We start from the raw sequence: 26,067 nt of genomic DNA on the forward strand, positions 1-26,067 counted from the left end.
GTGGACCGGGCGCCCCTGACGATGGGAGAGACAGCCAATATGGCGAACACGATTCCCGACATCAGCCTCAACGACGGCAACACCATCCCCCAGCTCGGCTTCGGGGTGTTCCAGATCGAGCCGAAGGACACCGTCGAGGCGGTCCGCACCGCGCTGGAGATCGGCTACCGGCACATCGACACCGCCGAGATGTACGGCAACGAGGCCGAGGTCGGCGAGGCGATCCGCACCTCCGGCATCGACCGCGACCAGGTCTTCGTGACCAGCAAGCTGAACAACGGCTTCCACCGGCCGGAGGACGCCCGCAAGGCGTTCGACTCGACGCTGGCCGCGCTGAAGTTCGACTACATCGACCTGTTCCTGATCCACTGGCCGCTGCCGACCCTCTACGACGGCGACTTCGTCTCCACCTGGAAGGCGCTGGAGGAGTTCCAGCGCGACGGGCGGGCGAAGTCGATCGGGGTGTCGAACTTCCAGGTCGCGCACCTCGAGCGGCTGGCCGCCGAGGCGGACGTGGTGCCTGCGGTGAACCAGATCGAGGTGCACCCGTACTTCGGCAACGAGGAGGTGCGCGCGTACGGCAGGGCGCACAACATCCCGACCGAGGCGTGGTCGCCGATCGCGCAGGGCAAGGTGCTCGACGAGCCGACGCTGGTCGACATCGCCGACCAGGTAGGCCGCACCCCCGCTCAGGTGGTGCTGCGCTGGCACGTGCAGCGCGGCGACATCGTCTTCCCGAAGTCGACCACCCCGAAGCGGATCGAGGAGAACCTCCACATCTTCGACTTCGAGCTGGACGACGCGACGATGGACCGGATCAACGGGCTGAACAAGGGCGAGGCCGGGCGGCAGGGCCCGAACCCCGACACCTTCGACTACGTCCCGAGCTGACCCGAACCGCGACGATGGGGCCCGCCCGACGGCGGGCCCCTCGCCGCGTGCCCCGGCCGGTCAGATGATGAAATGCGTCCAGTACGCCAGCCAGATCACGAACATCGCGCCCTGCACCAGGCCCAGACCGGCGCTCAGCCAGGCGTCCGTACCGGCGTTCCTCGCCCAGCGGGCCAGGACCAGGCAGACCGGGAAGGCCGCCAGCAGGTAGCGCAGCAGGCTCTTGTACACCGGCGGCCCCATCGACAGCGGCGCCAGCACCAGCAGCACGCCGTAGACGACGTAGGGCAGCCCGATCCACCGGTAGCCGGCGACCACGATCGCCAGCACGACGACGGCGAACCACACCCGTACGGCGTCCCGGCCGTCGCCGCCGGCGAGGCCGTGCCAGACCACCCAGAACGGGTTCTGGACGCCGATGCCCCAGTTCTTCTCCTGGACGTGCTTGTAGGCGAACCAGTCCCCACCCTTCCACCGGCAGAACGCCATGAAGGTGAGCCAGCCGGCCGGGATCAGCGCCAACGGCCAGCCCGCCCGGAGGTAGCTCACGAGACTGCGCGGGTCGAGCCGGTAGCGGTGCTGGCGGAGCAGGACCAGGGCGAGCGGTACGGCGACGAGGAACCCCACCGAGCGGCTGAGCCCGAGGAAGTAGCCCAGCACCCCGACGAGCAGCCAGCGCCGCTGCTCGGCGTAGTGGAAACAGGCCAGCGTCAGGCAGAGGAACAGCGACTCGGTCAGCGCCGCCTGGAACAGGAACGCCGTCGGCAGCAGGACCAGGTAGCGGGTGAACCGGCGCGCCGCGGCGTCGTCGCCGAGCAGCGTCCCGCCCAGCGCCAGCGCGTAGTAGAGCGTCAGCAGGAACGCGACGTTGCTGATCAGCAGCAGCGCCATGGCGGTGTCGCCGCCGAGCAGGACCGCCACCGGCCGGGCGAGGAACGGATACAGCAGGGGGAAGCCGAAGTCGTTCCACGGACCGTGCAGCGGCAGCCGGGCCAGGTGGTCGTAGAGCAGGCCGTCCCAGACGAACCAGAGCGAGAGCCAGCGGTGCGACGAGATCGCCTGCTGGTCGGCGCGCATGCCCGCCTCGTCGGCGGGCGGCGCGCCCGGCACCCCGTCCCAGGCGGTGAGGGCGATCAGGCCGACGACGGTGAGGACGATCTTCGCGCCGGCGAACAGCGCGAGCGCGTACCGCCAGCGGTCGGGCACCCGGTCGAGCAACATCCGGGCCCGCTGCCACGGCGTCGGCGCGCGGTCCGGGACGGCCGCCGGTTCGGGGGCGGGCGCCTGCGGCTCGGACGCGGGATCCCGCGGCCTGTTGCTCATGAAGCTTCCTCGGTTCGGGTCCGGACCCGTGGCCGCCCGGGCGGGCCGCGAGCCTGGCGCCCGGCATCCCCCGCCTGCGCCGGATGACACCTCGCCGCGCGGACGGACCTCCGGTACGGCAAATTCCCGGACACCGGACGTGAGACGGCGCGGAGAAGGGGTAACCGCGCCTCTCCGGAGGGGACCCGAGGGCAGGGGGCGGCACACGCATGGACGAGCGTCACGGCACGGTGGTCATCGGCGCCGGCCCGGCGGGGCTGACCGCCGCGTACGAGCTGCTGCGGCACGGCGCGAGCGTGCGGGTCCTCGAAGCCGACGACGTGGTGGGGGGCATCAGCCGCACCGTCGAGCGGGACGGCTGGCGGTTCGACATCGGCGGGCACCGGTTCTTCACCAAGGTGCCCCGGGTCGAGGAGTTCTGGCACGAGGTGCTGCCCGACGAGGAGTTCCTGCTGCGTCCCCGGATGAGCCGGATCTACTACCGGGGGGCGCTCTACGACTACCCGCTCAACGCCGGCAACGCGCTGCGCAACCTGGGGCTGCGGGAGGCGACCCGGTGCATGGGCTCGTACGCGCGGGCCCGGCTGCGCCCGCCCCGCGACCAGTCCCACTTCGAGGGCTGGGTGTCGGCGCGCTTCGGCTGGCGGCTGTACTCGATCTTCTTCAAGACCTACACGGAGAAGGTCTGGGGAATGCCGGCCGACCAGTTGCAGGCCGACTGGGCCGCCCAACGGATCAAGAACCTGTCCCTGTCGAAGGCGGTGCTCAACGCCCTGCTGCCGAAGCGCAACCGCAAGGACGTCACCAGCCTCATCGAGGAGTTCCAGTACCCCCGGTTGGGTCCGGGCATGATGTGGGAGCGCTGCACCGAGGAGATCCGCCGACGCGGCGGCGAGGTCACCACCGGCACCTGGGTGACCTCGGTACACCGGGAGGACGGGCGGGCCGTGGCGGTCAGCGTCGACGGGGCGGGCGGCGAGCGCCGGCTCCCCGCCGACCACGTCATCTCCTCGATGCCGATCTCCGAGCTGGTGGCCGCGATCCGGCCGGCGGCGCCGCCCGAGGTGCTGGCCTGCGCCGCCGACCTGCGGTACCGCGACTTCCTCACCGTGGCGCTGGTGGTGCCGGAGGAGTTCTCGTTCCCGGACAACTGGATCTACGTGCACGACCCGGCCGTGCGGGTCGGCCGGATCCAGAACTTCGGCTCCTGGTCGCCGTACCTGGTGAAGGACGGCCGGACCTGCCTCGGCCTGGAGTACTTCGTCTTCGAAGACGACGAGACGTGGCGGACCCCGGACGAGCAGCTGGTGGCCCTGGCGACCGCCGAGCTGCAACAGCTCGGCCTGATCCGGCCGGGCGCCGTGCAGAGCGGGTACGTGGTGCGGATGCCGAAGGCCTACCCGGTCTACGACGACCGGTACCAGCACAACGTCGACACGATCCGGGCCTGGCTGGCGCGGGAGCTGCCCAACGTGCACCCCGTCGGGCGCAACGGGATGCACCGCTACAACAACCAGGACCACTCGATGATGACGGCCATGCTCACCGCCGAGAACATCGTCCACAGCGCGGGCCACGACGTCTGGGCGGTCAACGTCGAACAGGACTACCACGAGGAGACCGGCGACCGGGACGGCCGGCGAGGCACCGGCCGCGACGCGCCGATCGTGCCGGCCCGCACCGTGACAGCCGCCGCCGGGACCGGGCCCGCTGACCCCGCGGTCAGTCGGTCAGGGCGATCCGCCAGTCGTTGGAGCGCATCAGCCGGCCCGGCGGGTACTCGAAGTCGGTCGGGCCGAGCAGGGTGAAGCCGGCCTTGCGGCAGACCGCGTTGGATGCGGGGTTGTCCACCGACGGGTACGCGTGCGCCCACCGGCGCCGGCGCTCCGCGCGGGCCTCGGCCACCACCGCCCGCACGGCCGCGGTGGCCAGGCCCCGCCCCTGGTGCTCGGGGAGGATGGCCCAGCCCATCTCGTAGACCGGCTCGTCGCGCCAGACCCGTTCCCAGTAGCCGATGCTGCCGACCTTCGCCCCGTCGGGCAGTACGACGGCGAACATGTGGCCACTGCCCGGGCCGGGGCCGCGCAGGTAGCGTTCGTGCCGGACGAGCACCTGCCCGTCGGTCTCCGAACCGCCGGTGTGGTGCCGGATCTCCGGCGCGTTGAGCCGGCACAGCAGCTCCAGGTCCTCGTCGTCCCACCGCGCGAGGCGCACCTCGGTCATCGTTCCCCCGTCCCGTCGTGGTCGCCCACTGAAGCAACCGGCATCGACGGTGCGGGGTCACGCGCCGGTCCACTTCCGACCAGAATCCCTCTGGTGAGCCACGAGGAGAGCAGCCACTACCGACGCCTGCTGGCCCCCTACGCGGGCGGCCTCCAGGACGCGATGTGCGTGACGTACGCCCGGGGTGTCGACGAGGACGCGTTCATCCGCGCGTTCGGCGGGGACCCGGCCCGCACGGTGTCGCTACGAAGCCGTGACCCCGACCCGGAGCGGCCCGGCGGCCTGCCGATGATCCTGCTGGTCACCCGGGTCGGTGACTGGCTGGTCGGGATCGAGGAGAACGGCTTCCAGGGCAGCCGCCCGGAGGTGATGCGCGCCGCCTCGGCGGGCGGCCCGGCGGTCAGCGTCTACTGGTGCGTGCACGCTGCCGCCCAGTTCACCTACCGGGAGCGGGGCCGACCGGTGGTGAGCTTCGACCTGTGGGACGCCGAGCGGCGGTGGGGGCCGGAGCCGGAGGCGCTGGGCGACCTGATGTCCGGCCTGCCCTTCGAGTTCGGCCAGGGGGGCTGGGCGGGGCTGGCGCTCGCCGAACGGTTCACCGGCATCCGGCTGGACGAGGAGATCCTCGGCCGGGTGTTCCGCCGGGCGTTGCTGACCCAGGTCCCGGAGGACCTGGTCCCCGAGAACATGATGGGCCATCCGGCGCTCGACGACCCGTTCGTGCGGGCGGTGGTCGCCGAACCGACGCGGGACAAGCTGCCCGGTGTCACCGCCCTGCTCGCCGGGCTGCTCGCCGAGCACGGCGGGATCGGGGGCGAGCCGGCGGTCCGGGACGCGCTGGCGCTGCTGGCCGAGCGCGCGGACGGTGGCCGGGCCGACGCCACCGAGGTGCGGCGTCGGATGGACGCCCTGGTCGAGGCGGCGGGGAGGGAGCGGCCGCGGAACGCGCAGGACCTCATGCGGCTGCACGCCATCCAGGGCGTACGGAACGCGCTGAACGACGACCCCGCGCGGGCCTCCCGGGAACTCATCTCCTCCGGGGGCTACATCCTGAGCGGGGACGCGGGGGTGGTGCGCCTGGTCTTGGACCGGTGCCGCGCCCGCGCGCTCCGCGCCCCGGCCTGACCAGGGGGCGGGGGCCTGTTGCGCTCGCTACAAACTTGATGACGCGAACGAATCACGCCGGCCGGGGGGTCCCGGTCAGTTGCGGGGCTTGGGGACCTGCGGGTTGAAGCGCGGCTTCAACGCCTTGACCAGCTCATCCTCGTCCGCCTCCGGGTTGTCGCTCTCCCGCCAGCGGACGATGCACCGGCCGAGCCAACTGGCGATGTCGGCGGCCGAGGCGACCGGGCCGGACCGGTCGAGCAGCTGACCGACCTGGTCGTGCAGCACGGAGGAGGCGCGGCTGCCGGTCAGGTGCTGGCGCAGCCGGTCCTTGAGGTTCGGGGTCTGCCCCACGTAGATGACCGTGTCGCCGGCGACCACCACGTGCACGCCGGCCGCGCGGGGCGCGTCCGCGACGACATCCATCGTGTACGGGCGGGAGACGGTGAAGCCCGCCAGCAGATCCTGGTGTGTGATCTCGGTCATCCCCGGACGCTACCGAGCACCGGCCCTGTCCGGCAGCCCCTGACGGGTCCCGCGTTCTCAACGGTCAGGTGCCACCGAGGTGCGCGAGCACCGCCTGATGGGCGCTCCAGCCGTCCGGGAACTTCACCGGCACGTCGAGGTGCACCGTCTCGGTCGACGGGTGGGCGTCCAGCAGTTCGCCGATCCCCGCCCGGGCCACCACCACGCAGGCGTGCCGGTGCCGGGACGCCAGCACGCAGAGCCGCCCCGACTCCAGGTGGAACGCGGTGGCGTCGCGTCGGCCGGAGAGCGGGTGCAGCACGATCGTCACGTCGTACTCGCGGCCCTGGAGCCGGTTGGCGGTGTCCACGGTGATGGCCGCGCCGGCCTCGCCTAGGTGGGCGCGGATGGCCGCGACCTGGTCGCGGTGGGCGGCCCCGACGGCGATCCGGTCGGCGGTGACCGGCGCGCCGGCCGGCGCGTGCTCGGAGATGGCGACCGCGCCCCGGTGCAGCACCCGTAGGGCGAGCGCCGCGCAGGCGGCGGCGGCTTCGGCGTCGGTACGCAGGGTGTGCCGGGCCGGCAGTTCGTAGAGCGCCCAGCCGGCGGTGGCGGCCAAGTCCACCGCCGCGTCCACGGCGTCACCCGGGCCGGGCCCGGTGAACGCGAGCGCCCGCTCGCCGGGGCCGGTGCCGGCCCGGAAGCCGGTGAAGGGGTAGAACGCCGCCGCGACCACCGGCGCCGCCGAGGCGGGCAGCCGCCACGACACGGGCAGCCGGTGCACCGGCAGGTCGGGGTTGTGCCGCAGCAGCACCGCCACCGCCGACTGCATCGGATCCCAGGTCAGGCCCGTCCAGCGCACGGTCTCGACGGTGGAGAACGGGTCGAGCTGCCCGGGATCACCCACGAACAGCGCCCGTTCGAACCTGCCGGCCACGCGCAGCAGGGCGTCCGAGCGCATCTGGTACGCCTCGTCGACGATCGCCCACGGCCAGGAGCCCTCGGTGACGGTGGCCCACTTCGCGGCCGTACCGATGACGACGGCCGGACCACCGAGGTCGGCGACCTTCGCGGCGACCCGGACCGTCTCGTGGCCCTTCACCCGGTCCGACGGCCGGTAGTCGGCAGCGGAGAGCCGGCCGATGCGCAGCTCGGGGGCCTTGCGGGCGAGCCGGTCGATGAGGTCGTCGACCTGTTCGTTGGTCTGCGCGATGATGATCAGCGGCTCGCCGGCGGCGGCCAGCTCGACGGCGGCGCGCACGACGAGGGTGGACTTGCCGGCGCCGGGTGGGGAGTCGACCACCACGCCCCGGTGGGCGCCGGAGCGCAGGTCGGCGAGTACGGCGGTGATGACGCGCTCCGCTTCGACGGCGGGTGGCACCTCCAGCCCCAGCATCGGCCCCTCCTCCCAGGCGCCCCGCACACTACCGGCAACTGTTCCGCCCACCTGAGCTTCATCCGATCGTGGCGCCGCCGATGATTAGCCGGCGCGGCAACGGGTACCCGCGGCCGACAGCCGGCTGGTCCGAGCGCGCTCGTGCTTTGCGGGGCGGTCGGGAACCGGCGCGGCGGCGGGTGCCGGACATCGGAGAGGTGATCCCCACGTGGCCAGATTCCTGCTCAAGTCGTCCTACACCGTCGAGGGGCTCAGGGGACTGAGCAAGGACGGCGGGACGAAGCGCGCCGAGATCGTCCGGGCGATGATCGAGAACCTCGGCGGCCGGATGGAGTCGTTTTACTTCGGCTTCGACGAGTACGACACCTACGTGGTGTGCGAGCTGCCGGACCACCAGACGGCGGCCGGCATGGCGATCGCCATCCGGGCGACGGGCGGTCTGGAGACGCGGATCACTCCCCTGCTGACCGCGGAGGAGGTCGACGAGGCGACCCGGATCAAGGTCGGGTACGAGCCTCCCGGCCGGTGATCCGCTGGCGGTGGTCGGAGCGCGCGGTCCCGAACCAGGGATTGCGGATCCCCCGATAACCAGTCTCTGCCCGCGAGGCCGGACGACCGGCGAAGCTCGGTGCATGAACATTTCCGGAAACACCATCTTCATCCCCGGCTCCACGAGCGGGATCGGGCTCGCCCTCGCGCTCGAGCTGCGGGCCAAGGGCAACACGGTCATCGTCGGCGGCCGGCGCACCGACCTGCTCGAGCAGATCGCCGCGGAGCACCCCGACATCGACACCGTGGCGATCGACACGACGAGCGCCGCGAGCATCGACGTCGCCGCGACGGAGGTGCTGGCGAAGCACCCGGACCTCAATGTCCTGGTCACGATGGCCGGCATCATGCGCGTCGAGGACTGGCACAAGCCGGAATCGTTCCTCGCCTCGGCCGAGGCGGTGCTGACGACCAACGTGCTCGGCCCGATCCGCCTCATCGCCGCGTTCATCGAGCACCTGCAGGCGCAGCCGGACGCCACCATCATCACCGTCTCCTCGGGCCTCGCGTTCGCGCCGCTCAAGATCACCCCGAGCTACAACGCGTCGAAGGCCGCGATCCACATGCTCAGCGAGTCGATCCGGCTGCAGCTCGCGGACACGACCGTGAAGATCGTGGAGCTCGAACCGCCGGCGGTCCGCACCGCGCTGCTGCCCGGGCAGGAGACGAGCGAGTACGGGATGCCGCTGGACGAGTTCGTGGCGGAGGTCGTCGCGCTGCTCGAGTCGCAGCCCGACGCGAAGGAGATCCAGGTCGAGCGCGTGAAGTTCCTCCGCTACGGCGAAGCGCGCGGCAACTACGACCAGGTCGTCGCGATGCTCAACGCGTCCGACCCCCACGGGAAGTAGTTTCGGCCAGCCCCGGGCGGCGGGTGTCTCACTCACGGGACGATGGAGCCGCCACGACGGCGGGAAAACGGTTAAGCGTCACCTGAGGGTTACTGCAGGAAAACAGCGCGCGGGTTGAGGGTCAAGATTAGGGAAGATTAAGAATTCGATTAGCGGAGCCTTACGTACGCATAATTTCCGGCACCCAATGTGCCCGCCTGACAGCGCAGTGAATTGGCGTCGCCGGCTCGTTGATTTCTTTGGGCCGTCCTCACTAGGGTTGGTCAGCGTCCGTTCCGGATGTCGGTCTTTACCTGAGTACCCCGGGACGGCCACCGCCGAGTCGCTGGACGTCAGCTAATCCGGCAGGCGGTCGAGGTCGGTGCACCGTGACGTGCGTCGGCCTCGAGTGGAAGGAGCCGAACCCGTTGCCACCCGTGCGCACCCGGCCCGCCGGATCGCGTCTGTTCACCAGAATCCTCGCCGTCGCGGCGGCGGCCATGGTGGCCGTCGGGCCAGCGGCCCACGCACACGCCGCACCGTCGGCCGCCGATGTACAGCAGCAGATCGAAGCGGCGTGGGAAAAGCTCGAACCCGTCATCGAGCAGTACAACAAGGTCCGGACGGAACTGGCCGCGAACCAGCGGAGATCGGCCGAACTGAGCCGGAGGATCGAGCCGCTCGCCAAGTCGGTGGAGGTCAGCAGGACCCAGGTCCAGGAAATTGTGGCGGGGTACTACAAGCAGGAAAGGTCGCTTTCCACATTCAACGCCCTGCTGTCCCGCGGCTCCTCGCCGACAGCGTTGGGGGATCAGCTCGCGCTCGTGAATCAGGTGGCAGATTCGGAGCAGCGACAGGTCACCCGGCTGTCGGCCCAGCAGGCGACCTACAACGCCGACAAGGAGAAGGTCGACGCGCTGATCGCGATACAAAAACGCCAGCAGGCCCAGTTGGCGGCCCGCAAGAAGGCCATCGACGCCGAGATCAAGCGGCTGGATGCGCTACACAGACAGATCGCCGCCACGGAGACGGCGGCAGCGGCCAAGGCGGCCGCGGACGCCGCAGCGGCCAGAGCCGCAGCCGCCGCGCAGACAACCACTACCGCGAGCAGCCCCTCACCCATCACGTCGACCAGTTCGCTGTTCATCGGTGGGAAGTGTCCCGCCGTCCCCAGCACGGGCAGCGGCGGCGTCGCGGCGAAAACCGCGTGCAATCAGATCGGCGAGCCGTACGTGTGGGCGGCCGACGGCCCCGACTCGTTCGACTGCTCCGGCCTGACCCAGTACGCGTGGGCTTCCGCGGGGGTGCAGCTGGACCATTACACAGGTTCTCAATGGACCGCCGGTGTGGCGGTGAGCAGAGCAAACCTTCGCACGGGTGACCTCGTCTTCTTCTACGCCGATCACCATCACGTGGGCATCTATGTCGGCAACGGGCTGATCGTCCACGCGCCGCACACCGGGGACGTGGTCCGCATGGCCCAGATGTCATATATGCCGTACAGCGGTGCTCGCCGCCCGGGCTGACCCGTCCGATCCGCCCGAGTGACCGATCCAACGCCACCATCCAGGCGTCCTGGGTAGTCTTCGGCCTGGGGAGCAAGTCACGCCGCGCCCCTCCGGCACGGCGATTCTGGAGAGGCGCGACGTGTACACAGACGACCTCCAAGGCCGGGACACGCTCATGCCCGCCGCCTTCATCGGTCACGGCAATCCCATGAACGCCCTTGAGGTCAACCGCTACACCACCGCGTGGAAGGCCTTCGGCGCCGCGGTGCCTCGTCCCCGCGCGATCCTGGTCATCAGTGCACACTGGTACATCAATGCCACTGCCGTCACGGCCATGCCGCGGCCGCGCACCATCCACGACTTCTATGGCTTTCCGCCGGCGCTGTTCGAGATGCAGTACCCTGCCCCCGGACTGCCCGAGTTGGCCGCGGAGGTCAGCGACGCTGTCCACCCGACCTGGGTCGGTGCCGACGTGGACAGCTGGGGAATCGACCACGGCACCTGGTCGGTCCTGACGCACGCCTTCCCCGACGCATCGATTCCCGTGGTGCAGCTCAGTATCAACGCGGATAAGCCTCTGGACTACCACGTGGATCTCGGCGCCAGACTCGCGCCACTGCGTCGGAGCGGGGTGCTCATCGTGGCCAGCGGCAACGTCGTCCACAACCTCCAGGGGATGGACTGGAAGCTGACCGACGACGGCTACGACTGGGCCCAGCGCTTCGACGAGGACGCCAAGACCCTGATGCTGACCAACCCCACCGAGTTCGCGACGCTCGTCGGCCACCGCGACTTCCGGCACGCGGTGCCGACACCTGACCATTTCATCCCCGCGCTGTACCTCGCTGGCCTCGCCGCAGTCAACGACGCCTCCGAGACCGAGGTCCTCGTGGACGGCTACGCCTACGGATCACTGTCGATGACGGCCTACACCCACGGTCTGTCCTGCCCGAACGCCACCGGGGAGGGTGGCTCGCCGCGACCGCCCGCCGAGGTCCCGCCCGACGGCTCCAACATCTAGGCCAGGCGGCGACAGCGGGGAGCGGCCCTGCGGATCCCGGTGGGCCACTCGCGTCGACCGTCATCACCGCCCCGCGATTCGACGAGCGGGAACTCACCGCTCGGGTCCGCACGGCTCGGACACCCGGCCGGCCGCATCACCTCCCTTGCAAGCGCACGCCGAGGGACATGGCCTCGACGTGCGTGCATACCCGTCCGACGACGTTCCCGGCATCGGCACCTGCGCCGGATCTCGCACCCCCCGCGCTGAGTGCCCGCGCAGCCACGAGTCAGCCGACCAGCCTGGCCGTCGGCCAGACCACCGCGCCGGTGCCGGGAAGCCGGACCGTGACGAGGAGACCGCCGACGGGGCTGGGGACGAGGTCGAGGGTCCCGCCGTGGGCGCGGACGATGCTGTGCACGATGGCCAGGCCGAGGCCGACGCCCGCGTGTTCGTCGGTGCGTACGCGTTCCGTTCCGCGCTGGAAGGGTTCGGTGAGGGTCGGTACCAGTTCCGGTGGGAGCCGACGACCCGTGTTCTCGACCCGCAGCACGCTCGTGTCGCCGTGCGCCTCGGTGCGGACCGTCACGGTGCCGCCAGCGGGGAGGTTGTGGACGATGGCGTTCTGCACGAGGTTCGTCACCATCCGCGACAGGAGTTCGGCGGAGCCGCTGGTCCGGGCCGCCCCGCCGGTGACGTCCAGCGTGATCCGGCGCTGTTCGGCGAGGGGAAGCAGCGTTTCGGCGGCTTCTTCGGCGATGAGGGAGAGGTCGACGCTCTCGCGGGTGAAGTTTCCGCGGTCGCCGCGGCTGAGCAGCAGGAGGGCCTCGGTGAGGTCGATCGCCCGCTTGTTGACGGTGTGCAGGCGTTCGATGAGTTCGCCCCGGGCCCGCGTGGGGTCCTGGCGGGCGACGTCGAGGAGTGTCCGCGAGATCGCCAGCGGGGTGCGCAGTTCATGAGAGGCGTTCGCGGCGAACCTCTGCTGCTCGGCGACGTGGGACTCGAGTTGTTCGAGCATCGAGTCGAACGCGTCGGACAGTTCGCGGAACTCGTCCTGGCGGCCCTTCATGCGAATCCGGTGGAACAGCGACCCCCTCGCGGCCATCCGTGCCGCATCCGTGATCTGTGTGAGTGGTGCGAGCATCCGGCCGGCGAGGATCCATCCCCCGACGAGCCCGAACACGAGAAGAAAGAGCATCGCCACGGCCGCGGCGGGGGCGAAGGTGTGTATGAGGAGGTAGCGGTTGGGCGAGATCCCGAGAAGGCCCTGGGAGGTGTCGGGTACGTAGCGCAGCAGGAACACCCACACCACGGCCAGCAGGAGAGCGCCGGCGACGGCGAGGAACCCGGCGTAGCTGAGGGCGAGTTTCAGTCGGGCGCTGAGCCCTGGGCGTCTAGGCATGCGTACTGCCGGGGGCGGTGGTGTCCCTGCCAGGGGCGATGGTGTTCATACCCGTGTCGATCCGGTAGCCGACGCCGGGCACGGTGGCGATGATCCCTGGTTCGCCGAGCCGTTTGCGCAGTGCGGAGACGGTGATGCGCACGGCGTTGGTGAGGGGGTTGGCGTTCTCGTCCCAGGCCCGTTCCAGCAGCTCCTCGGCGCTGACGACCCCGCCCTCGGCGGCGACGAGGACTTCCAGCACGGCGAACTGTTTGCGGGTGAGTGCGACGTAGCGTTCGTCGCGGAAGACCTCCCGACGGAAGGGGTCGAGCCGCAGGCCCGCGATCTCGCTGACCGGGGGCCGGGCGTACGCGCGTCTGCGATCGAGCGCCCTCAGCCGCAGGACGAGCTCCCGCAGCTCGAACGGTTTGGTGAGGTAGTCGTCGGCGCCCAGCTCGAACCCGGAAGCCTTGTCGTCGATCCGGTCGGCAGCGGTGAGCAAGAGGATCGGGATGCCGCTGCCGGAGGCGACGATGCGCCGGGCGACCTCGTCGCCGGAGGGGCCGGGAATGTCGCGGTCGAGGACCGCGAGGTCGTAGGAGTTGACGCTGAGCAGTTCCAAGGCGGAGTCGCCGTCGCCGGCGATGTCGGCGGCAATCGCCTCCAGCCGCAGACCGTCACGGACGGCTTCGGCCAGGTAGGGCTCGTCCTCCACGATCAGTACGCGCACGCAACTCAGTCTGCCAGTGGCAGCGCGGGGCGCGGCTGGTCCGACGGTACCTCCGCCGTCGCGCGCCACCAGTGGCGCGACGCCAGCGCGGCCAGCACGGCACCGGCGGCGTTGACCAGTACGTCATCCACGGAGGACACCCGGTCCAGCCGCAGGACGTACTGTGCGGTTTCGACCAGGACCGAGCAGCCTGCCCCGAGCGCCAGGATCCGCGGCACGGACGCCAGCGCCGCGAACCGCATCGGAGCGAAGAACCCCAGCGCCGCGAAGACCAGCAGGTTGCCGACGATCCCGACCGGCCCCATCGTGACCAGGTCCCGCAGCGGGACCAAACTCACCCGACCGGGGACAATGCCGGCCCCAGGGCCCGGCATCATGGTCATCCATACGAACGGCACCGTCCCGTGGACCATGCCCGCCTCGGCCAGCGACATCCGCCACGCCGATGTGACGCCGGCGGCGCGCCGACGGCGCGCCAGAGCCCACACCACCAGCGCGGCCAACGGCAGCGCAACCAGCGTCATGAGCAGCACCCCGTTGAACGTATCGAGGCAGCCGTGCCACCGCCCGGCCATGCACCTCGGAGCGGACATCATGAGCGGCCGCCGCACGACGAACGCGACGCTGGCCACGCCCAGGATCGCCAGGCTGACAAGCACGGTCCTGCGCGTGCGGCGAGGCGGTGCTGACAGGGATGCGCTGTGGTTCACGCCCCCATTAGAAACGGAGGGCCGTAGCGGTGGCGTATGCGATTTTCGATACGCCCGCGATACACGGAATCCCCGGCGTCGTCGCTCGGCACCTCTGCCAGGACCAGAGCCCGCAACCGGCGCGGAACCCGGTGAACGGGTAGAACGGCGCCGCCGAGGCGGGCAGCCGCCACGACACCGGCAGCCGGTCCCGCCCGCCGCCGCGCCGCGAGAATGCCGGAAGCGGGCGCTGACCTGCGGGAGCGGAACTAGCGTGGGCGTAGGCGAGGAGGTACGGCGCCTCCGGGCGGTGGCCGACCGTGCCGATCATGGGGGTGTCCATGGGCGGGCCGAGACGTGGTCCGGTCTGGGCGGCCGGGCTGTGGCTCCGTCAGCGCCGGCGCCGGTGGCGTACCCGTCGGGAACGCCAGGTTGAGCGGAACCGCCGCCGACGGACGGACCAGCGACCCGACCACCGGATGGACTGGCGGCACCACCGCGGGCTGCGATGGGGGATCATCGTCACCGCCTCGATCCTCGTGGCGTGGACCGTCTACTCGCTGTTCCTGACGGTCCTCAACACCGAGCCTCACTTCCTGCGCATGTCGCAGTGGTGCGCGGGACAGCCGCCAAGGTCGTACTACTGCGGGCAGGTGGAGGGCTTCGTCAAGGGCCCGCTGGTCCTGGCGCTGGGCCTCGCGGTCTTCCTCTTCTGGCGATATCTCCGGGTCCGCCGGTGGTACGACCGGAATGCGCTGCGCAATCGCCGGATGGTGATACCCACCGCCGAACGTGACATCAGCCGGATCGACGTCGTCGGTCGGGACGAACTGTGCGAACTGATCATCCAGCGGCTCCGTGACGAGGGCAGCCGCCGTCCGGTGCTGCTGGTGGGCGGCATCGGCACCGGCAAGACGACGACGCTGGTCCGCCTCGCGGAGATGCTGATGGCCACCAACGTGGTACCGATCGGCATCGACCTGCGCACCGTCACCGATCCGGAGAAGCTGAACTTCCACCAGCTCGCCCAGGCACAGTTCGAGCGCACCATCGACACCCAGCTGCATGCCGCGGGCGAGGCCGACAAGATGTGGCGGCGGCTCTGGCTGGAGAACCGGATCGTGGTGCTCGCCGACGGCCTGGAGGAGGTGCTCGCCGAGACCGCCCAGCCCGCCGACCGGGACAGCCTGCTGAGGGAGGCCGTCCGGGGTGCGGTCCGCGAGCGTCTCCCCCTGGTGGTCGCCTCGCGCCCCGCCGATCCGCTGCGCGGGCTGGACGCGCTGCTGATGCAACTGGAGCCGCTCGCCCAGGGCGCCGCGCTGGAGTACGTGCAGAGCCGCAGCCGCCGCTCGGACGCGGGACAGCGGTCGGACCGCATTGTCGGGCTGGTCAAGGACGCCGACGTAGCCGAGTCACCGTTCTACCTGCGGGTCATCGGCCAGCTCCACGAGGTCGACCGCCTCGACCGCGTCGAGCCGGCGGCCAAGGGCAGATCCGCACTGCGCTGGAGCCTGCTGGAGGAGTGGTACGACGCCACCGTCGCCGGGGACCTGTACGAGGACTACGGCATGCCGCAGACCGAACGAGCCGACGCGATCGAGGTGCTCTCCGCGCTCGCCTGCATCGGGTTGCGCGACAACCAGCCGTCGGTGCGCACCACCCAACTCACCGGCGCCGACGGCACCGACGACGCCGGCCGCCAGTGGATCCTGGCCGAGCTCCGGGCCCGGCTGCACAAGCTCAGCGCCGACAACCCGCAGGACATCGGGCTGGCCGAGACGACCGGGGACGCGCTGAACATCGTGGTGAAGCGGCAGGACGGGGTGCGCTTCCAGAACGGGGTGATCCAGGCGTACCTCGGTTCACGGTTCCTCACCGCCGCCCTGCGCGACGACGCTTTCCTCGAGCGGGCCTTCACCCGCAACCACGGGCCCGGACGGGAGATGCTCTCGGCCCTCACCCTCTACAGCCGCAGCGGCGGGGTGTTCGAACGGCTGGACGGGCGGCGCAAGCCTCCCTCCCCGAAAGGAAGGCTGCACCGCCTCGGTGACGCCGTCCGGCAGACCGCGGGGCTCCGCCCGGACGACGTCCAGGACGCGGAGGTCACCCGGAACCGGTCGATCACCCTGGTACGGCGGCTGTATGAGGCGGCAACCGAAACGCGGAACCGCACCCGGGCGCTGGAGATGTTCGCGAAAGCGCTGGAAATCGACGCCGCCACCGGGCACACGGCCCACCGGCAACTGGCCGACGCGATCCGGGAGGCCTGGCCCAACTACCAGGGGGACGGCTCGGTCACCGACCGCCCCCTCGAAGACGCCAAGATCGCCCTCGTGCACCGGTACGGCGACGCCGCCCGGCAGCTCAGGGACCGGCCCCCGGAGGCCCCCGGGCCCCGGAAACAGCAGCCCGAGCCGCAGTACCGGCAGCTGTTCCAGATGATGGCCGACGAGACCTCGTACCTGCCCCGGCTGAGCGCGGCCCGCGAGATCGCCAGCGGCGGCAACGCCGCCGTCCGCGCGCTGCGCGACCTGCTCGACGAGCCGCCCCAGGCGGCCGACACCACCGGCCGGGAGCGCCTGGAGGAGCTCCGGACCTGGATCGCGCCGTCGCTGTTCCTCTTCGCCGAGGGCGAGCACGCCCCCGACGAACCGGACTGGCTCGGCGTGGCCCGGGACAGCATGCGGCGCTGGGTGCACCGCCTGGCCACGGACGCCTCCGACGGAGCCCGCGTCTACGAACTCACGCTCGCGCAGGGCTTCCGGCTGGCGGCCAACTGCCGCAAGTACCCGACGCACCGCAGCATCCTGATCGAGGAAGCCGAGAAGGCGCTGCGGCACTCCCGCTTCTGGTACTCGCACCTGGTGCTCATCCAGGCGCTCACCCTGCTGGCCCTGCCCCGGGATCCCGGTGAGACGTTGCGCGAGCGGGGTCACGGTTCGGACCCGCGCGGGCTGGTCACCTTCTGGACCTCGATCGCCGGAGGCGGGCACCGCGCCCCGCAGCCCGGCAGCGGTACGGCCCACCCGCTCGTCCTCGAGGTCGCGGACCTGTGCGTCGAGGCGCTCATCGACCGCCATCCGGAACGGCACTGCTGGACGGACGAGCGGGAGATCGTCGGGCGGGTGGGGGCGGTCAGCCCGCAGCCCGCCGTCCGCCGGCTGCAGAACTCCTGGCTGCCGCCGTCGCACGGCTGGGGTGTGCTGCAACCACGGGCCCAACGACTGCTGGCCGACGTGATGCTGCTGCTCAACCTCGCCGACCGCGGACAGGACAACTCCGAGCGGGCGCGTCGACTCAGCCGGGCCAGCCGGGCCGAACTGCCCCCATGCCTCACCATCGACCGCAGCGCCATGCGGGTCACCCTCAGCCGCCGCCAGGCCCACGACGTCCAACCCGGCTCCACCTGCATCGACGACTGCCCGTTCCGGCTGTGCCCGCTGCCGCCGAAGGGGGACGAGTTGCCGTACCAGATGGACGAGGTGTTCTGCGCCCACCAGATCGACCTTGTCGGGCGGTGGTTCCGGTCGGCTGGGCGGGCGGACTGGCAGGCGGTCCACCGGGAGGATCTGCGGACGTTCTGGCGGGAGATGTCCGAGCGGATGGCCCCCGCCTGGCGGAAGTGAAGATCAGCCGGCTCGGTCGTCAGCGCGAGCGCTGGTCGGTCGACGGCTGGGCCGTCAGCCGAGGTTCCACATCCTCCGGCAGCTCAGCGCCGCAGAGCGCGCAGATGTAGTCGTCGTCGCGGACCACGTTGCGCTCGCCGCAGTCAGGGCAGCGCCGAAAGACGACGGCTGCGGTGAAGCCTTCCGGGCGGTCAATACCCGCCCGGCCGAGCGCGCCCGCCACCGCCATCCATGAGGTGGGATCGGGGCAGTAGCCGGTGGACTGGTTGCTCACCTCGGTCACGATCCAGCCGCCCCGCTCGCCGGCGAAGGCGATCTCCCCCGCGCCGAGGACCTCCCCACCGCCGGCGCAGGCGACATGCTCGCTGCGTCTCGGCGCGAGCCGCAACGTGCCGCCAGGGTCGATGACGTAGGTGAACGGCTCGTCACGGTCGCGCGGATCCGCGGCCGCCAGGTAGGTCTCGAGATCGACCGATGATCGGACGGGCCAGCCCTCGGGAGAGTCGGCGACCGACGCCCGCACGTCCGCCGGGCCGACGTACCGGTATCGACGCCCCGCCCGTATCACGGCACCGACCCTACGCCCGCACGGCCGCTACCGTGCACAACCGCACCGGTCTGGCAACCCAGACCTGGTGATCCCAGCATCGCGAGCAGCCGGTGGGCGGTCGACACCGAGACACGGAACGGTACTTCCGCTCAGCGGGGTACGGTCACCTGCTGCTCCGGGGTCGGCTTGCCGGCGCCCGGAAAGTGCACCTCGGTGTCGAAGGCGAGCACGCCGTAGTGTCCGCCCGAGGTGTATCCGGTGAAGCGGATCAGGTAGGCGTCGCTGCCCGTCGTCGGGGTGACCGCGTGCGGCACCTGCCGGCCGCAGGACGCGGTGTGCCCGGGCCCGTTCCCGCTCGGTGAGGTGGCGGTGAGGGAGTAGTCCTGTTCGCCGGCGTGGATGACCCGGCAGGTGATGGTCAGACTCAGCGGCTCACGCGAGTCCGGGAGCCATCGGCCGCCGTCGAGGAAGAACGGCTCGACGAAGACGTACGGGTTGAGGTAGTAGCTGCCCGTGTCGTTCTTGCGCAGCCGTTGGGTGCAGAAGCGGAAATTTCCCTTCGTTTTGCCGCTGCGCGAGACGTACACCTGCTGGCCGGCCTGGAGGGTGCAGGTCTGCGACAGCAGGGTGTAGCCGCGGGGGAATTCCGGGGCCGGAGTGGCCCTGGCGGCGGGCGCCGGCGGCGGGGCGGCGGCCGAACCGCCCTGCGCTGCCGCCGGTGGGCGCGGTTTCGGCGTGGGGGAGGCTCTCGCGGACAGGTTCGTCGGCGTTGGTGTCACCGCCGCACTCGTCGTCGCCGCAGCGGCACTCGCCGTCGCTGCGGCGGTAGGCACCGGGGTGGCCCAGGCGGCACCGGCTCCGGCGGCACCGGGTCGGGCGCAGCCCGCAAGGCCGGTGGCGAGCAGCAGCAGCGTCAGTGCGCCGCGGCGGACGAGCGGAGAGCGGCGCCGGATCGGTGCGCTCACCGCTGCAGCACCGCGGTTGCGTAGCCGTCCGGGTAGAACTGGTAGTAGTCGCGGTACCGGACCGTGAAGGTGGTGGTGCCGCGAGGCAGCGAGTAGGTGAGGGTGTACCTGCCGCTGGCGTCCAGCTTGCCGCGCCAGAACTCCCGCTCGGCCCCGCCGTTGGTCGACGCGGTGATCCACCAGTAGTTGTCGTCGCCGATCGGCGAGCTCCAGGTCACGGTGAGCTGCGCGATGCCCTTCTCCTTGCCGGTCCCCACCTGGGCGGTGACGGCAAGGTCGGTGATCGGCGGCGCCGGCGGGTGCGCCGGCCCGAAGGAGTGCAGCAGCTGCGTTTCCTGGTAGGGGTCGGTCGAGCTGACCGCCCAGGCCCGGGTGCCGTCCCGGTTGACCAGCAGCGTGCCCTCCCAGATGCTGTCGCCGCTGCGGAAGTCGACGGCGTACGTCGGGACCGTGCTGCCCTTGGCATAGAGGTAGACATCGGCGTCACCGGAGGCGGTCGAGGCGCGGCCGATGGCGACGGTGGAGCCGTCCCCGGACCAGGCGGCGTCCTGCGGATAGACCCCGCTGGGGTAGACGGTGGCGTCGGTGAGATCCGGCAGCCGGTACGAGTGGTGCTCGTACGGGTAGCCGACCGTCTCCACCACCTCGGTGCCGTCCGGGCTCACGGCGTAGTCGATCAGGTTGCTGCCGGTGTTGTCCCGCCGGGCGACGATCGTCGGGCTGTCACCGGAGACGTCGATGACGTACGTGGTGACGGGCGAATACCCGGTGTCGCCGGCGACGAGGAGGCCGGGCGCGCCGGGGCTGGCGTCGATGATCGGGTGGTAGTTGGGGCCCTCGGTGTAGACCACCGGCGGGATGCCGGGCGCGGACCAGATCAGCAGACCGCCGGAGCCGATGCCGGCGTCGATGAACCCGCCCACGACTTTCTCGCCGGTCGGTTCGACGGTGTACAAGTGGGCGCCGGCGGGTGCGGGGTAGCTGGCGATGATGGTGAGCGTGGCGGCATCCAGCGCGATGATCCGGTTGAAGCCCTGGGCCGCGTACAGGATGCGTCCGTCGTCGCTGAGGACGAGGTCGGAGATGTCGGCGACGGCCGTGACCCGGTTCAGCAGCCGGCCGTCGAGGTCGGTCACCACCAGCGGCAGCCCGCCACCGACGCCCTGGGCGACGTAGAGGCGGCCGCGCGCCTCGTCGAGCTCGATCGCCCGCAGGTCGTCCACCGGCAGCTGGACGCCGACGCTCTTCACCAGAGCCGTCTCAGCGGCGGCTGGCGCTGCTCTCAGTAGCTCCCCGGCACTGAGCCCGATCGCCGCGAACATCCCGGACGCCAGCAATTGACGACGCCGCATGACACCTCCCCGTGTCGGCCAGCCGAGATCCTAGTACCGGGCATGCTGCTGGCGCTGTACCTCACCGCCCGATCGACCCCGGCCAGAGCGCCACGGGAACACGTGGCCGACTTCATCTGACAGTTAGCGGCTTATAAGGAGGGCCTATCCGTGGCGCGGCTTTGGGACCTGCCGGTTGAAGTGGGGCTTGAGGGCCAGGACCAGGGCTTCCTTCGTACCCTCCGGGTTGTCAGTCTCCTGCCAGCGGACCTCGCGCCGGCCCAGCCAGCCGGCGATGTCCTCGGCCGACGCCTCGTGACCGGGATTGTCGAGGAGCTGGCCGACCTGCTCGTGCAGCACAGACGAGCCCCGGTTGCCGGTCAGGTGCTGCCGGAGACGAGCCCGCAGGTTTCGGGTGTGGCCGACGTAGACGACCACGCCGCGGTCCAGGACCACGTGCACGCCGGGCGAGCGCGGAGCGTCGACGGCGGCCTCCATGGTGTACGGCTGAGCAGCGCTGAAGCCGGCCAGCAGGTCCTCGTGCGTGGTGTCGGGCATCCCCGGACGCTACCGGCGTGGGCCCTCATCCGTGGCCCCGCACGGGCCGTCGTGGTCGTCGCGGCGGCGGCAGCGTCCGGCGCCGTCGAGCGGGGCGTCACACCAGATTCGGGTACGCAGGAACTGACGATCCTCCTCGCTGAGGGTGGTCTCACCGAAGTCGAGGGCGGTGACGTGACCGAGCGAGTCGCGTAGGGCTGCGGCCAGGGCGATGGCCCCGTCGAGGCTGGTCAGGGTCGTCGGAAGGTGAATGATCCACCGGGGTGAGGTCATCGCTGCCACCGGCTGTTTGGTGAACCTTGATCTGTGTGGCGGCAGCCGGTGTGCCGGGACTGCCACTGCCGCAGCGCCTGGCGGATGCGTTCGGCTTCGGTGTTTGCCGTAGTCAGCTCGTGGTGCAGGCGTTCGAGTTCGTCCGCTATGCGGTTGAGGTAGTCGTGCACCTGGGCGGGGTCGAGGCCGCGCCAGCGGGTGTCGAAGGAGGCAACCCGGGCGTGGTGCGGGTGCAGGCGCCCCCCAGTCACGTAGATCATCGCCGCGTCGCCTCCTGCTCGGCGATCAGCGTGCGGATCTGCCGGTCCGTGAGGCCGCGTTGGTCGAGGACGCGGCGGCCCCAGCGATGCAGCCGGCAGGGGTGGGGTGCGCGGTCGTTGCGGCACCGCGGACCGTCGGGCCACTGCTCGACGGCATGCACGGTGAGCGCTCTGACGGCGAAGCCGATGTCTTCGGCGGTGACGTAGGGCGGTAGGGGTAGTTCGCCGAGGATCTCGTCGATCGAGTCCACGACACCTCCTCAGGTAGTTGGGGGCGGCGCCGAGGCGGGCGGGGGCGGCCGGTACGACCGCGCGTCCGTATCGGCCGGAGCCCAGCACCCACCCCGGGCCATGCGTCTCAGCTTCGGGGCGCGGCTGATCAGGAACTACAGCGTCCAAGGGGCCGAAGTGACGCATCAATGAGGCGTCTGCGTACCCGCTTGATCGACGCTTGGTTACTACAGTGGCGGCATACGAAGGGGGAACTGTCTTGGCTCTGAAGCGGCATCGGCTCTGCCAACGGCGGAAGGCGCTCGGGTTCAGTCAGGAGCGGCTGGCAGAGCTGCTCGGCGTCGAACGGTCGACCGTCGTCCGCTGGGAGAGCGCCGAGACAGATCCCCAGCCCTGGCATCGCAGCCGGATCGCTTCGGCACTGCGGGTTACGCTCGAACAGCTCGACGAGATGCTCGTCGACGTCTCGGTGGCAGCGTGTCGAGGGCAGGTCATGGGAAACGACAGCCAAGTTCCCTCCTCCGGAGCGGCCCGCACGGAACTCCTCACCGGCCTGCGCACGTTTCTCACCAGCTACCTTCCTGCTCAACCGACCGAACCAGTGCGTTCCCTCGTCGAGGTGCGGCGGAGCGTGGGCCGGGTCCACAGCCTCTACCAGCGCGCGAGCTACACCTCGGCGGCTCGGCTCCTGCCGGACGTTCTCGGTCAGGCCACCCAATTAGCGAATCCAGCACCTAACGTCCGCCGGGCAGCTGCGTTCCGGTTGCTCGCCGCTGCCTACATCGCGGCCTCGAAGCTGGCCGCGAAAGTGGGAGACGGTCACATGACTCTCCTGGCGGCCGACCGGGCATCGACCGCTGCGGGCCTGGCCGGCGACCGCCCGTTGGCGGCGGTCGCCGCCTACCAGGCTGCGTGCGGGCTTCTGCGGCTGCCTGGGCGGACGGACGAAGCCGAGCAGGTCGTGCAGGCCAGCATCGAGGGCCTAATGTCGGGCGTCGGGAAGGCCGATCCTGATCTGATCTCCGCACACGGAGCGTTGCTGCTCCTGGCGGCTGTCGTGGCCGCCGGTCGGGGCGATCCGAAGGCAGTCGGCTGGTATCTGAGCGAGGCGGATGATCTGGTAACGCAGCTCGGGTCAGACCGAAACCGCCTGTGGACCGGCTTCGGTCCTACGAACGTCGCCATCCACGCCGTGTCCGCTGCGGTTCGCGCGGGTAACGCGGACCGAGCCGTCGAGGTCGGAGCGCGGCTGGACACCTCCCGCCTGCCGACCATGCTCATCGGGCGGCGGGCTCAGGTACATGTCGATCTGGCAGCGGCGACGATGATGGGCTCGGCGGACAGATCCGCCGCTGTGCTGCATCTACTTGAAGCCGAACGGGTTGCTGCCGAGTCTGTGCACACCAACATCCAGGCTCGCTCCCTTCTGCTCGACCTGCTGTCGAAGGAGCGGCGGGCGGCGACGCCAGGGCTTCGGCCGCTGGCCGAGCGGGCGGGACTGCTGGTATGAGCAAGGGGCGGGTACTGGCGCTCGTCGTCTGCGCGGCTCCACCGGCGCTGCGGATCGGTGAACTCATCGAACCGCTGATGGACAATGGTTGGACTGTCTGTGTGACCGCTACACCGACGGCCGCAACCTGGATCGATCGGGACGCCCTGGCTCAGCAGACGGGGCACCCGGTCCGGGTCGAGTGGCGGCTGCCAGGTGAACCGGAGCCCGATCCAGAGGCTGACGTGGTGGTGGTCGCGCCAGCCACCTTCAACCTCATCAACAAGTGGGCGATCGGAATCAATGACACCGCCGCCCTCGGCATTCTCAACCAGGCACTCGGCGCGGGCCTGCCTATTTGCGCGTTCCCGAACGTCAAGGTAGAACTTGCCCGCCATCCGGCCTACCAGGCGAACCTCCGGCAACTTGCTGCAGCCGGAGCAGTCGTTACTACCCTGGACCCCGACCCGGACTGGCGATTCGTTGTGCACCACATCGAGGAGGCGTGGGGTGTTTGATGGCCCTGGCTCACCAAGGGCCGGCACCCGGCTCGGTCTCGTGGAAACCGATGCCGCCGTTGAAGCGGGCGTCGGTGTGCCGGCCCACCTTGGCGGACCAGTCGCGCCAGCCGTCGGGCATGATCCGCCCGCTGAGGCCCCTGCGGATGCCAGCCACCATGCTGCGCACTTGTGGCTGCCGCCAGGCTACTGCGTCGTCCCCCAGCTAGGTGATCGTGGTGCGGATAGCGGCCCAACCGTCAGGGAAACCGGACCGGCAACTCAAGGTGCACCGACTCCATGTGTAGGATCACGCGGCCGGCGAACGCGGTCGGCGGGAGGTGGCGTTAACTGATGGCGACAAAGTTCGACAATCGGCCGGCCATTCGGCCTCGTTTGGTAAACCCCGCCAACTTCCTCTTCGCCACCCGAGACACCGGCTACAAGACGACCGGACTTGCGATCGCGGAGCTCATCGACAACTCGCTGCAGGCAGGAGCACGGCACGTCGATGTGGAGGTCACTACTGCACGAGGACCCGATCGGCAGATCGAGATCATGGTTGTCGATGACGGTGATGGCATGGACGCTGCATCACTCGCGCAGGCCCTGACCTTCGGTGGGACCAGCCGGTTCAACGACCGGTCGTCCCTTGGGCGCTACGGAATGGGGCTGCCGAACGGAGCGCTCAGCCGCAGCCGCCGCGTCGAGGTCTACACCTGGCGACACGACACCGGCGTCCTTTGGTCCAGGCTGGACATCGACGAACTGGTCAGTGCGGGCGATACCCTGCTGCCCGCGGTTGAGCTCATCGATCGGCCCGGGTTTGTGCCCCACACCGACTCAGGTACCGTCGTGCGGCTACTGCGCTGCGACAGGATAGAGTACAAGCGCTCCTCAGCGCTCGTCCGAAAGCTCAAAGATGATCTAGGGCGCATCTACCGACACTTCCTCACCAACGGTGTTAGCTTGCAGGTGAACGGTCAGTTCGTGGTTGCAAACGATCCCCTCTGCCTCGCACCCAAATCCAAGATCACTGGTGCTAGGCGGTTTGGCGACGACCTCCTCTACGAGATTCCGGCAGGCTCCGCAGTAGGAACCGTCTCGATTACATTCAGCGAGCTACCCATCGATCGCTGGCACGCGCTTTCGACGGAAGAGAAGCGGACCATGGGGGTCACGGCCGGGTCACCGGTCTCCGTTGTGCGTGCAGGGCGCGAGATCGATCGCGGATGGTTCTTCATGGGCGGCAAGCGCCGCGAGAACTACGACGACTGGTGGCGATGTGAAATAAGGTTTGATCCCATTCTTGACGAACTGTTCGGAATCACTCACGCCAAGCAATCCATCTCACCTCGGCCGGAGCTGCTAGAGCTGGTTTCGCCCGACTTGGAGACGATCGCCCGCGCACTGAACAGCCGGGTTCGCAACCGATTCCTGCTCGTCAAGGCCACCGAGCCGCTAAGCGCCGCCGAACGGCAGGCCGCACGCGCGGACGTGTCGCTACCATCACTGCCGCGGGGACGTCTCATTCCTGACGAACTCATATCAGTCGTGGATAGCCTTGCTCAGCACGATTCCCCCTACCAAATCGCGGCCGCGGAGTTGCCGACGACAGGCGCATATGAAGTAGTCACGCGCGATCAACAGGTTATTCTGCTACTCAACACCAAGCATCCCTGGTATCGCGACCTCTACGGTCCGCTAGCGCTGAGTGAATCGGGCAGAGACCATGACCTCGCGCGGCAGGTCGCCCTGACCATCCTTGCGTCTGCTCGCGCCGAGGCTTCCTTGCGACGGGACACCGAGCGCGGACATGCACAGCGACTCCGCCAGGTTACAGCCGACGTACTCGCCACCTTCATGAATGCCTGACATGGAGACGGTGTGGTATCCGCTGCCGTGCCCGCCAGGGTGTGGAGCCGCGGAAGGACGCGCCTTCGCAACGCTCGGTCGTGCGCTAACGGACGCCGATGGTGGGGCACGCGAGGCGGCCCGCGACCGTTGTCTTGCCCGCGAGAACGCACCACTCACAGCCGCCACGCACGTACTGCTCGACCTTGTCGGTCAAGGCTGGAACGTACGAGTCGACGGCGACCAGGTGGCCGTAGCCCCTCCACTGGGCGTGGCTGATCCCGTCCAAGAGAAGCACCGAATCAGGCGGCAGGAACTCATCAAGCGAGACGAGCAACTTGCCATCC

27 protein-coding genes are annotated in these 26,067 nt (G+C 70.1%); 11 read left to right on the forward strand and 16 right to left on the reverse strand.

The genetic code is table 11. The annotated features are described in order from the left end of the window. The first annotated feature begins 39 nt into the window (after positions 1 to 39). A complete protein-coding gene (locus V6U81_RS11945; RefSeq protein WP_334488028.1) occupies positions 40 to 891 on the forward strand; it encodes an aldo/keto reductase in 852 nt (283 codons plus the stop codon). A 60-nt stretch (positions 892 to 951) separates the two neighbouring features. On the opposite strand, the gene V6U81_RS11950 is transcribed toward V6U81_RS11945, so the two are convergent. Beyond that, complete coding sequence (locus V6U81_RS11950; RefSeq protein WP_334488030.1) at positions 952 to 2,214, reverse strand: hypothetical protein; 1,263 nt, start codon at positions 2,212 to 2,214, stop codon at positions 952 to 954. A gap of 209 nt (positions 2,215 to 2,423) precedes the next feature. On the opposite strand from V6U81_RS11950, the gene V6U81_RS11955 reads away from it, so the two are divergent. Next, entirely contained in the window at positions 2,424 to 4,022 is a 1,599-nt protein-coding gene (locus V6U81_RS11955) for an NAD(P)/FAD-dependent oxidoreductase (RefSeq protein WP_334488033.1), read from the forward strand. Here the strand turns inward: V6U81_RS11955 and V6U81_RS11960 are convergent. Beyond that, positions 3,937 to 4,437: a GNAT family N-acetyltransferase gene (locus tag V6U81_RS11960; protein ID WP_334488035.1), complete on the reverse strand. Its 501-nt coding sequence runs from the start codon at positions 4,435 to 4,437 to the stop codon at positions 3,937 to 3,939. The genes V6U81_RS11955 and V6U81_RS11960 overlap by 86 nt on opposite strands. 93 nt (positions 4,438 to 4,530) lie before the next feature. Here V6U81_RS11960 and V6U81_RS11965 point away from each other — a divergent pair, with 93 nt between their 5' ends. Continuing rightward, on the forward strand, positions 4,531 to 5,562 hold the full coding sequence (locus tag V6U81_RS11965; protein ID WP_334488038.1) for a DUF6461 domain-containing protein: 1,032 nt from the start codon (positions 4,531 to 4,533) through the stop codon (positions 5,560 to 5,562). 75 nt (positions 5,563 to 5,637) lie between these two features. Here the strand turns inward: V6U81_RS11965 and V6U81_RS11970 are convergent, their stop codons facing one another. Together V6U81_RS11970 and V6U81_RS11975 are read right to left on the reverse strand one after the other, a co-directional pair. After that, positions 5,638 to 6,027 carry a GIY-YIG nuclease family protein gene (locus V6U81_RS11970; RefSeq protein ID WP_334488042.1) on the reverse strand — a complete coding sequence of 130 codons (390 nt, stop codon included), beginning with the start codon at positions 6,025 to 6,027 and terminating at the stop codon, positions 5,638 to 5,640. Positions 6,028 to 6,091: 64 nt separating this feature from the next. Then, a complete protein-coding gene (locus V6U81_RS11975) occupies positions 6,092 to 7,402 on the reverse strand; it encodes an AAA domain-containing protein (RefSeq protein WP_334488044.1) in 1,311 nt (436 codons plus the stop codon). Between the two features lie 208 nt (positions 7,403 to 7,610). Here V6U81_RS11975 and V6U81_RS11980 point away from each other — a divergent pair, with 208 nt between their 5' ends. From V6U81_RS11980 to ygiD, 4 genes are all read left to right on the forward strand, one after another. Then, positions 7,611 to 7,931, forward strand: coding sequence for a GYD domain-containing protein (locus V6U81_RS11980; RefSeq protein ID WP_334488047.1), 321 nt, complete (start codon positions 7,611 to 7,613; stop codon positions 7,929 to 7,931). A 103-nt stretch (positions 7,932 to 8,034) separates the two neighbouring features. Next, positions 8,035 to 8,799 (forward strand): SDR family oxidoreductase, encoded by a 765-nt coding sequence (locus V6U81_RS11985; RefSeq protein ID WP_334488049.1) that lies wholly within the window; start codon positions 8,035 to 8,037, stop codon positions 8,797 to 8,799. A 368-nt stretch (positions 8,800 to 9,167) separates the two neighbouring features. Then, positions 9,168 to 10,304 carry a C40 family peptidase gene (locus V6U81_RS11990; RefSeq protein WP_334488051.1) on the forward strand — a complete coding sequence of 379 codons (1,137 nt, stop codon included), beginning with the start codon at positions 9,168 to 9,170 and terminating at the stop codon, positions 10,302 to 10,304. A 121-nt stretch (positions 10,305 to 10,425) separates the two neighbouring features. Continuing rightward, a complete protein-coding gene (gene ygiD / locus V6U81_RS11995) occupies positions 10,426 to 11,307 on the forward strand; it encodes a 4,5-DOPA-extradiol-dioxygenase (RefSeq protein ID WP_334488054.1) in 882 nt (293 codons plus the stop codon). Positions 11,308 to 11,575: 268 nt separating this feature from the next. On the opposite strand, the gene V6U81_RS12000 is transcribed toward ygiD, so the two are convergent. The 3 genes from V6U81_RS12000 to V6U81_RS12010 form a co-directional block, all read right to left on the reverse strand. Then, positions 11,576 to 12,598: a sensor histidine kinase gene (locus V6U81_RS12000; protein ID WP_334488056.1), complete on the reverse strand. Its 1,023-nt coding sequence runs from the start codon at positions 12,596 to 12,598 to the stop codon at positions 11,576 to 11,578. Between the two features lie 82 nt (positions 12,599 to 12,680). After that, on the reverse strand, positions 12,681 to 13,397 hold the full coding sequence (locus V6U81_RS12005; RefSeq protein WP_334488058.1) for a response regulator transcription factor: 717 nt from the start codon (positions 13,395 to 13,397) through the stop codon (positions 12,681 to 12,683). 5 nt (positions 13,398 to 13,402) lie between these two features. Further along, entirely contained in the window at positions 13,403 to 14,107 is a 705-nt protein-coding gene (locus V6U81_RS12010; protein ID WP_334488060.1) for a VanZ family protein, read from the reverse strand. 458 nt (positions 14,108 to 14,565) lie between these two features. Here V6U81_RS12010 and V6U81_RS12015 point away from each other — a divergent pair, with 458 nt between their 5' ends. Beyond that, positions 14,566 to 17,712 carry an NACHT domain-containing protein gene (locus V6U81_RS12015; protein ID WP_334488062.1) on the forward strand — a complete coding sequence of 1,049 codons (3,147 nt, stop codon included), beginning with the start codon at positions 14,566 to 14,568 and terminating at the stop codon, positions 17,710 to 17,712. A 19-nt stretch (positions 17,713 to 17,731) separates the two neighbouring features. Here the strand turns inward: V6U81_RS12015 and V6U81_RS12020 are convergent, their stop codons facing one another. From V6U81_RS12020 to V6U81_RS12050, 7 genes are all read right to left on the reverse strand, one after another. Beyond that, on the reverse strand, positions 17,732 to 18,235 hold the full coding sequence (locus V6U81_RS12020; RefSeq protein ID WP_334488064.1) for a TFIIB-type zinc ribbon-containing protein: 504 nt from the start codon (positions 18,233 to 18,235) through the stop codon (positions 17,732 to 17,734). Between the two features lie 176 nt (positions 18,236 to 18,411). Beyond that, positions 18,412 to 19,227: a hypothetical protein gene (locus V6U81_RS12025; protein ID WP_334488066.1), complete on the reverse strand. Its 816-nt coding sequence runs from the start codon at positions 19,225 to 19,227 to the stop codon at positions 18,412 to 18,414. Beyond that, a complete protein-coding gene (locus tag V6U81_RS12030) occupies positions 19,224 to 20,579 on the reverse strand; it encodes a hypothetical protein (RefSeq protein ID WP_334488068.1) in 1,356 nt (451 codons plus the stop codon). The genes V6U81_RS12025 and V6U81_RS12030 overlap by 4 nt, the downstream gene beginning before the upstream one ends. 144 nt (positions 20,580 to 20,723) lie before the next feature. Beyond that, a complete protein-coding gene (locus V6U81_RS12035; RefSeq protein WP_334488071.1) occupies positions 20,724 to 21,116 on the reverse strand; it encodes a GIY-YIG nuclease family protein in 393 nt (130 codons plus the stop codon). Between the two features lie 9 nt (positions 21,117 to 21,125). Continuing rightward, positions 21,126 to 21,389: a hypothetical protein gene (locus V6U81_RS12040; RefSeq protein ID WP_334488073.1), complete on the reverse strand. Its 264-nt coding sequence runs from the start codon at positions 21,387 to 21,389 to the stop codon at positions 21,126 to 21,128. Beyond that, positions 21,386 to 21,649 (reverse strand): DivIVA domain-containing protein, encoded by a 264-nt coding sequence (locus V6U81_RS12045; protein ID WP_334488076.1) that lies wholly within the window; start codon positions 21,647 to 21,649, stop codon positions 21,386 to 21,388. Before V6U81_RS12045 ends, V6U81_RS12040 begins: the two co-directional genes overlap by 4 nt. Then, a complete protein-coding gene (locus tag V6U81_RS12050; RefSeq protein ID WP_334488078.1) occupies positions 21,646 to 21,900 on the reverse strand; it encodes a hypothetical protein in 255 nt (84 codons plus the stop codon). Before V6U81_RS12050 ends, V6U81_RS12045 begins: the two co-directional genes overlap by 4 nt. A gap of 239 nt (positions 21,901 to 22,139) precedes the next feature. Here V6U81_RS12050 and V6U81_RS12055 point away from each other — a divergent pair, with 239 nt between their 5' ends. Both V6U81_RS12055 and V6U81_RS12060 read left to right on the forward strand, forming a co-directional pair. Next, positions 22,140 to 23,390, forward strand: coding sequence for a helix-turn-helix transcriptional regulator (locus V6U81_RS12055; protein WP_334488081.1), 1,251 nt, complete (start codon positions 22,140 to 22,142; stop codon positions 23,388 to 23,390). After that, on the forward strand, positions 23,387 to 23,887 hold the full coding sequence (locus V6U81_RS12060) for a flavoprotein (RefSeq protein WP_334488084.1): 501 nt from the start codon (positions 23,387 to 23,389) through the stop codon (positions 23,885 to 23,887). The genes V6U81_RS12055 and V6U81_RS12060 overlap by 4 nt, the downstream gene beginning before the upstream one ends. 10 nt (positions 23,888 to 23,897) lie before the next feature. On the opposite strand, the gene V6U81_RS12065 is transcribed toward V6U81_RS12060, so the two are convergent. Next, positions 23,898 to 24,047, reverse strand: coding sequence for a hypothetical protein (locus V6U81_RS12065; protein WP_334488086.1), 150 nt, complete (start codon positions 24,045 to 24,047; stop codon positions 23,898 to 23,900). Between the two features lie 173 nt (positions 24,048 to 24,220). Here V6U81_RS12065 and V6U81_RS12070 point away from each other — a divergent pair, with 173 nt between their 5' ends. Further along, complete coding sequence (locus V6U81_RS12070) at positions 24,221 to 25,741, forward strand: ATP-binding protein (RefSeq protein ID WP_334488088.1); 1,521 nt, start codon at positions 24,221 to 24,223, stop codon at positions 25,739 to 25,741. An 85-nt stretch (positions 25,742 to 25,826) separates the two neighbouring features. Here the strand turns inward: V6U81_RS12070 and V6U81_RS12075 are convergent, their stop codons facing one another. Further along, a complete protein-coding gene (locus V6U81_RS12075; RefSeq protein ID WP_334488089.1) occupies positions 25,827 to 26,057 on the reverse strand; it encodes a hypothetical protein in 231 nt (76 codons plus the stop codon). Positions 26,058 to 26,067: the final 10 nt, after the last annotated feature.

The organism is Micromonospora lacuserhaii (assembly GCF_036902735.1).
Taxonomy (GTDB): domain Bacteria; phylum Actinomycetota; class Actinomycetes; order Mycobacteriales; family Micromonosporaceae; genus Micromonospora.

Excerpts from the sequence above, each read along its gene's own strand:
- V6U81_RS12065 (WP_334488086.1), bottom strand. The coding sequence starts at position 24,047 with ATGGTGGCTGGCATCCGCAGGGGCCTCAGCGGGCGGATCATGCCCGAC.
- V6U81_RS11985 (WP_334488049.1), top strand. The coding sequence starts at position 8,035 with ATGAACATTTCCGGAAACACCATCTTCATCCCCGGCTCCACGAGCGGG.
- V6U81_RS12030 (WP_334488068.1), bottom strand. The coding sequence starts at position 20,579 with ATGCGGCGTCGTCAATTGCTGGCGTCCGGGATGTTCGCGGCGATCGGG.
- V6U81_RS11960 (WP_334488035.1), bottom strand. The coding sequence starts at position 4,437 with ATGACCGAGGTGCGCCTCGCGCGGTGGGACGACGAGGACCTGGAGCTG.
- V6U81_RS11950 (WP_334488030.1), bottom strand. The coding sequence starts at position 2,214 with ATGAGCAACAGGCCGCGGGATCCCGCGTCCGAGCCGCAGGCGCCCGCC.
- V6U81_RS12035 (WP_334488071.1), bottom strand. The coding sequence starts at position 21,116 with ATGCCCGACACCACGCACGAGGACCTGCTGGCCGGCTTCAGCGCTGCT.
- V6U81_RS12040 (WP_334488073.1), bottom strand. The coding sequence starts at position 21,389 with ATGACCTCACCCCGGTGGATCATTCACCTTCCGACGACCCTGACCAGC.
- V6U81_RS11955 (WP_334488033.1), top strand. The coding sequence starts at position 2,424 with ATGGACGAGCGTCACGGCACGGTGGTCATCGGCGCCGGCCCGGCGGGG.
- V6U81_RS12070 (WP_334488088.1), top strand. The coding sequence starts at position 24,221 with ATGGCGACAAAGTTCGACAATCGGCCGGCCATTCGGCCTCGTTTGGTA.
- V6U81_RS12060 (WP_334488084.1), top strand. The coding sequence starts at position 23,387 with ATGAGCAAGGGGCGGGTACTGGCGCTCGTCGTCTGCGCGGCTCCACCG.
- V6U81_RS11975 (WP_334488044.1), bottom strand. The coding sequence starts at position 7,402 with ATGCTGGGGCTGGAGGTGCCACCCGCCGTCGAAGCGGAGCGCGTCATC.
- V6U81_RS12045 (WP_334488076.1), bottom strand. The coding sequence starts at position 21,649 with ATGATCTACGTGACTGGGGGGCGCCTGCACCCGCACCACGCCCGGGTT.
- V6U81_RS11970 (WP_334488042.1), bottom strand. The coding sequence starts at position 6,027 with ATGACCGAGATCACACACCAGGATCTGCTGGCGGGCTTCACCGTCTCC.
- V6U81_RS12015 (WP_334488062.1), top strand. The coding sequence starts at position 14,566 with ATGGACTGGCGGCACCACCGCGGGCTGCGATGGGGGATCATCGTCACC.
- V6U81_RS11945 (WP_334488028.1), top strand. The coding sequence starts at position 40 with ATGGCGAACACGATTCCCGACATCAGCCTCAACGACGGCAACACCATC.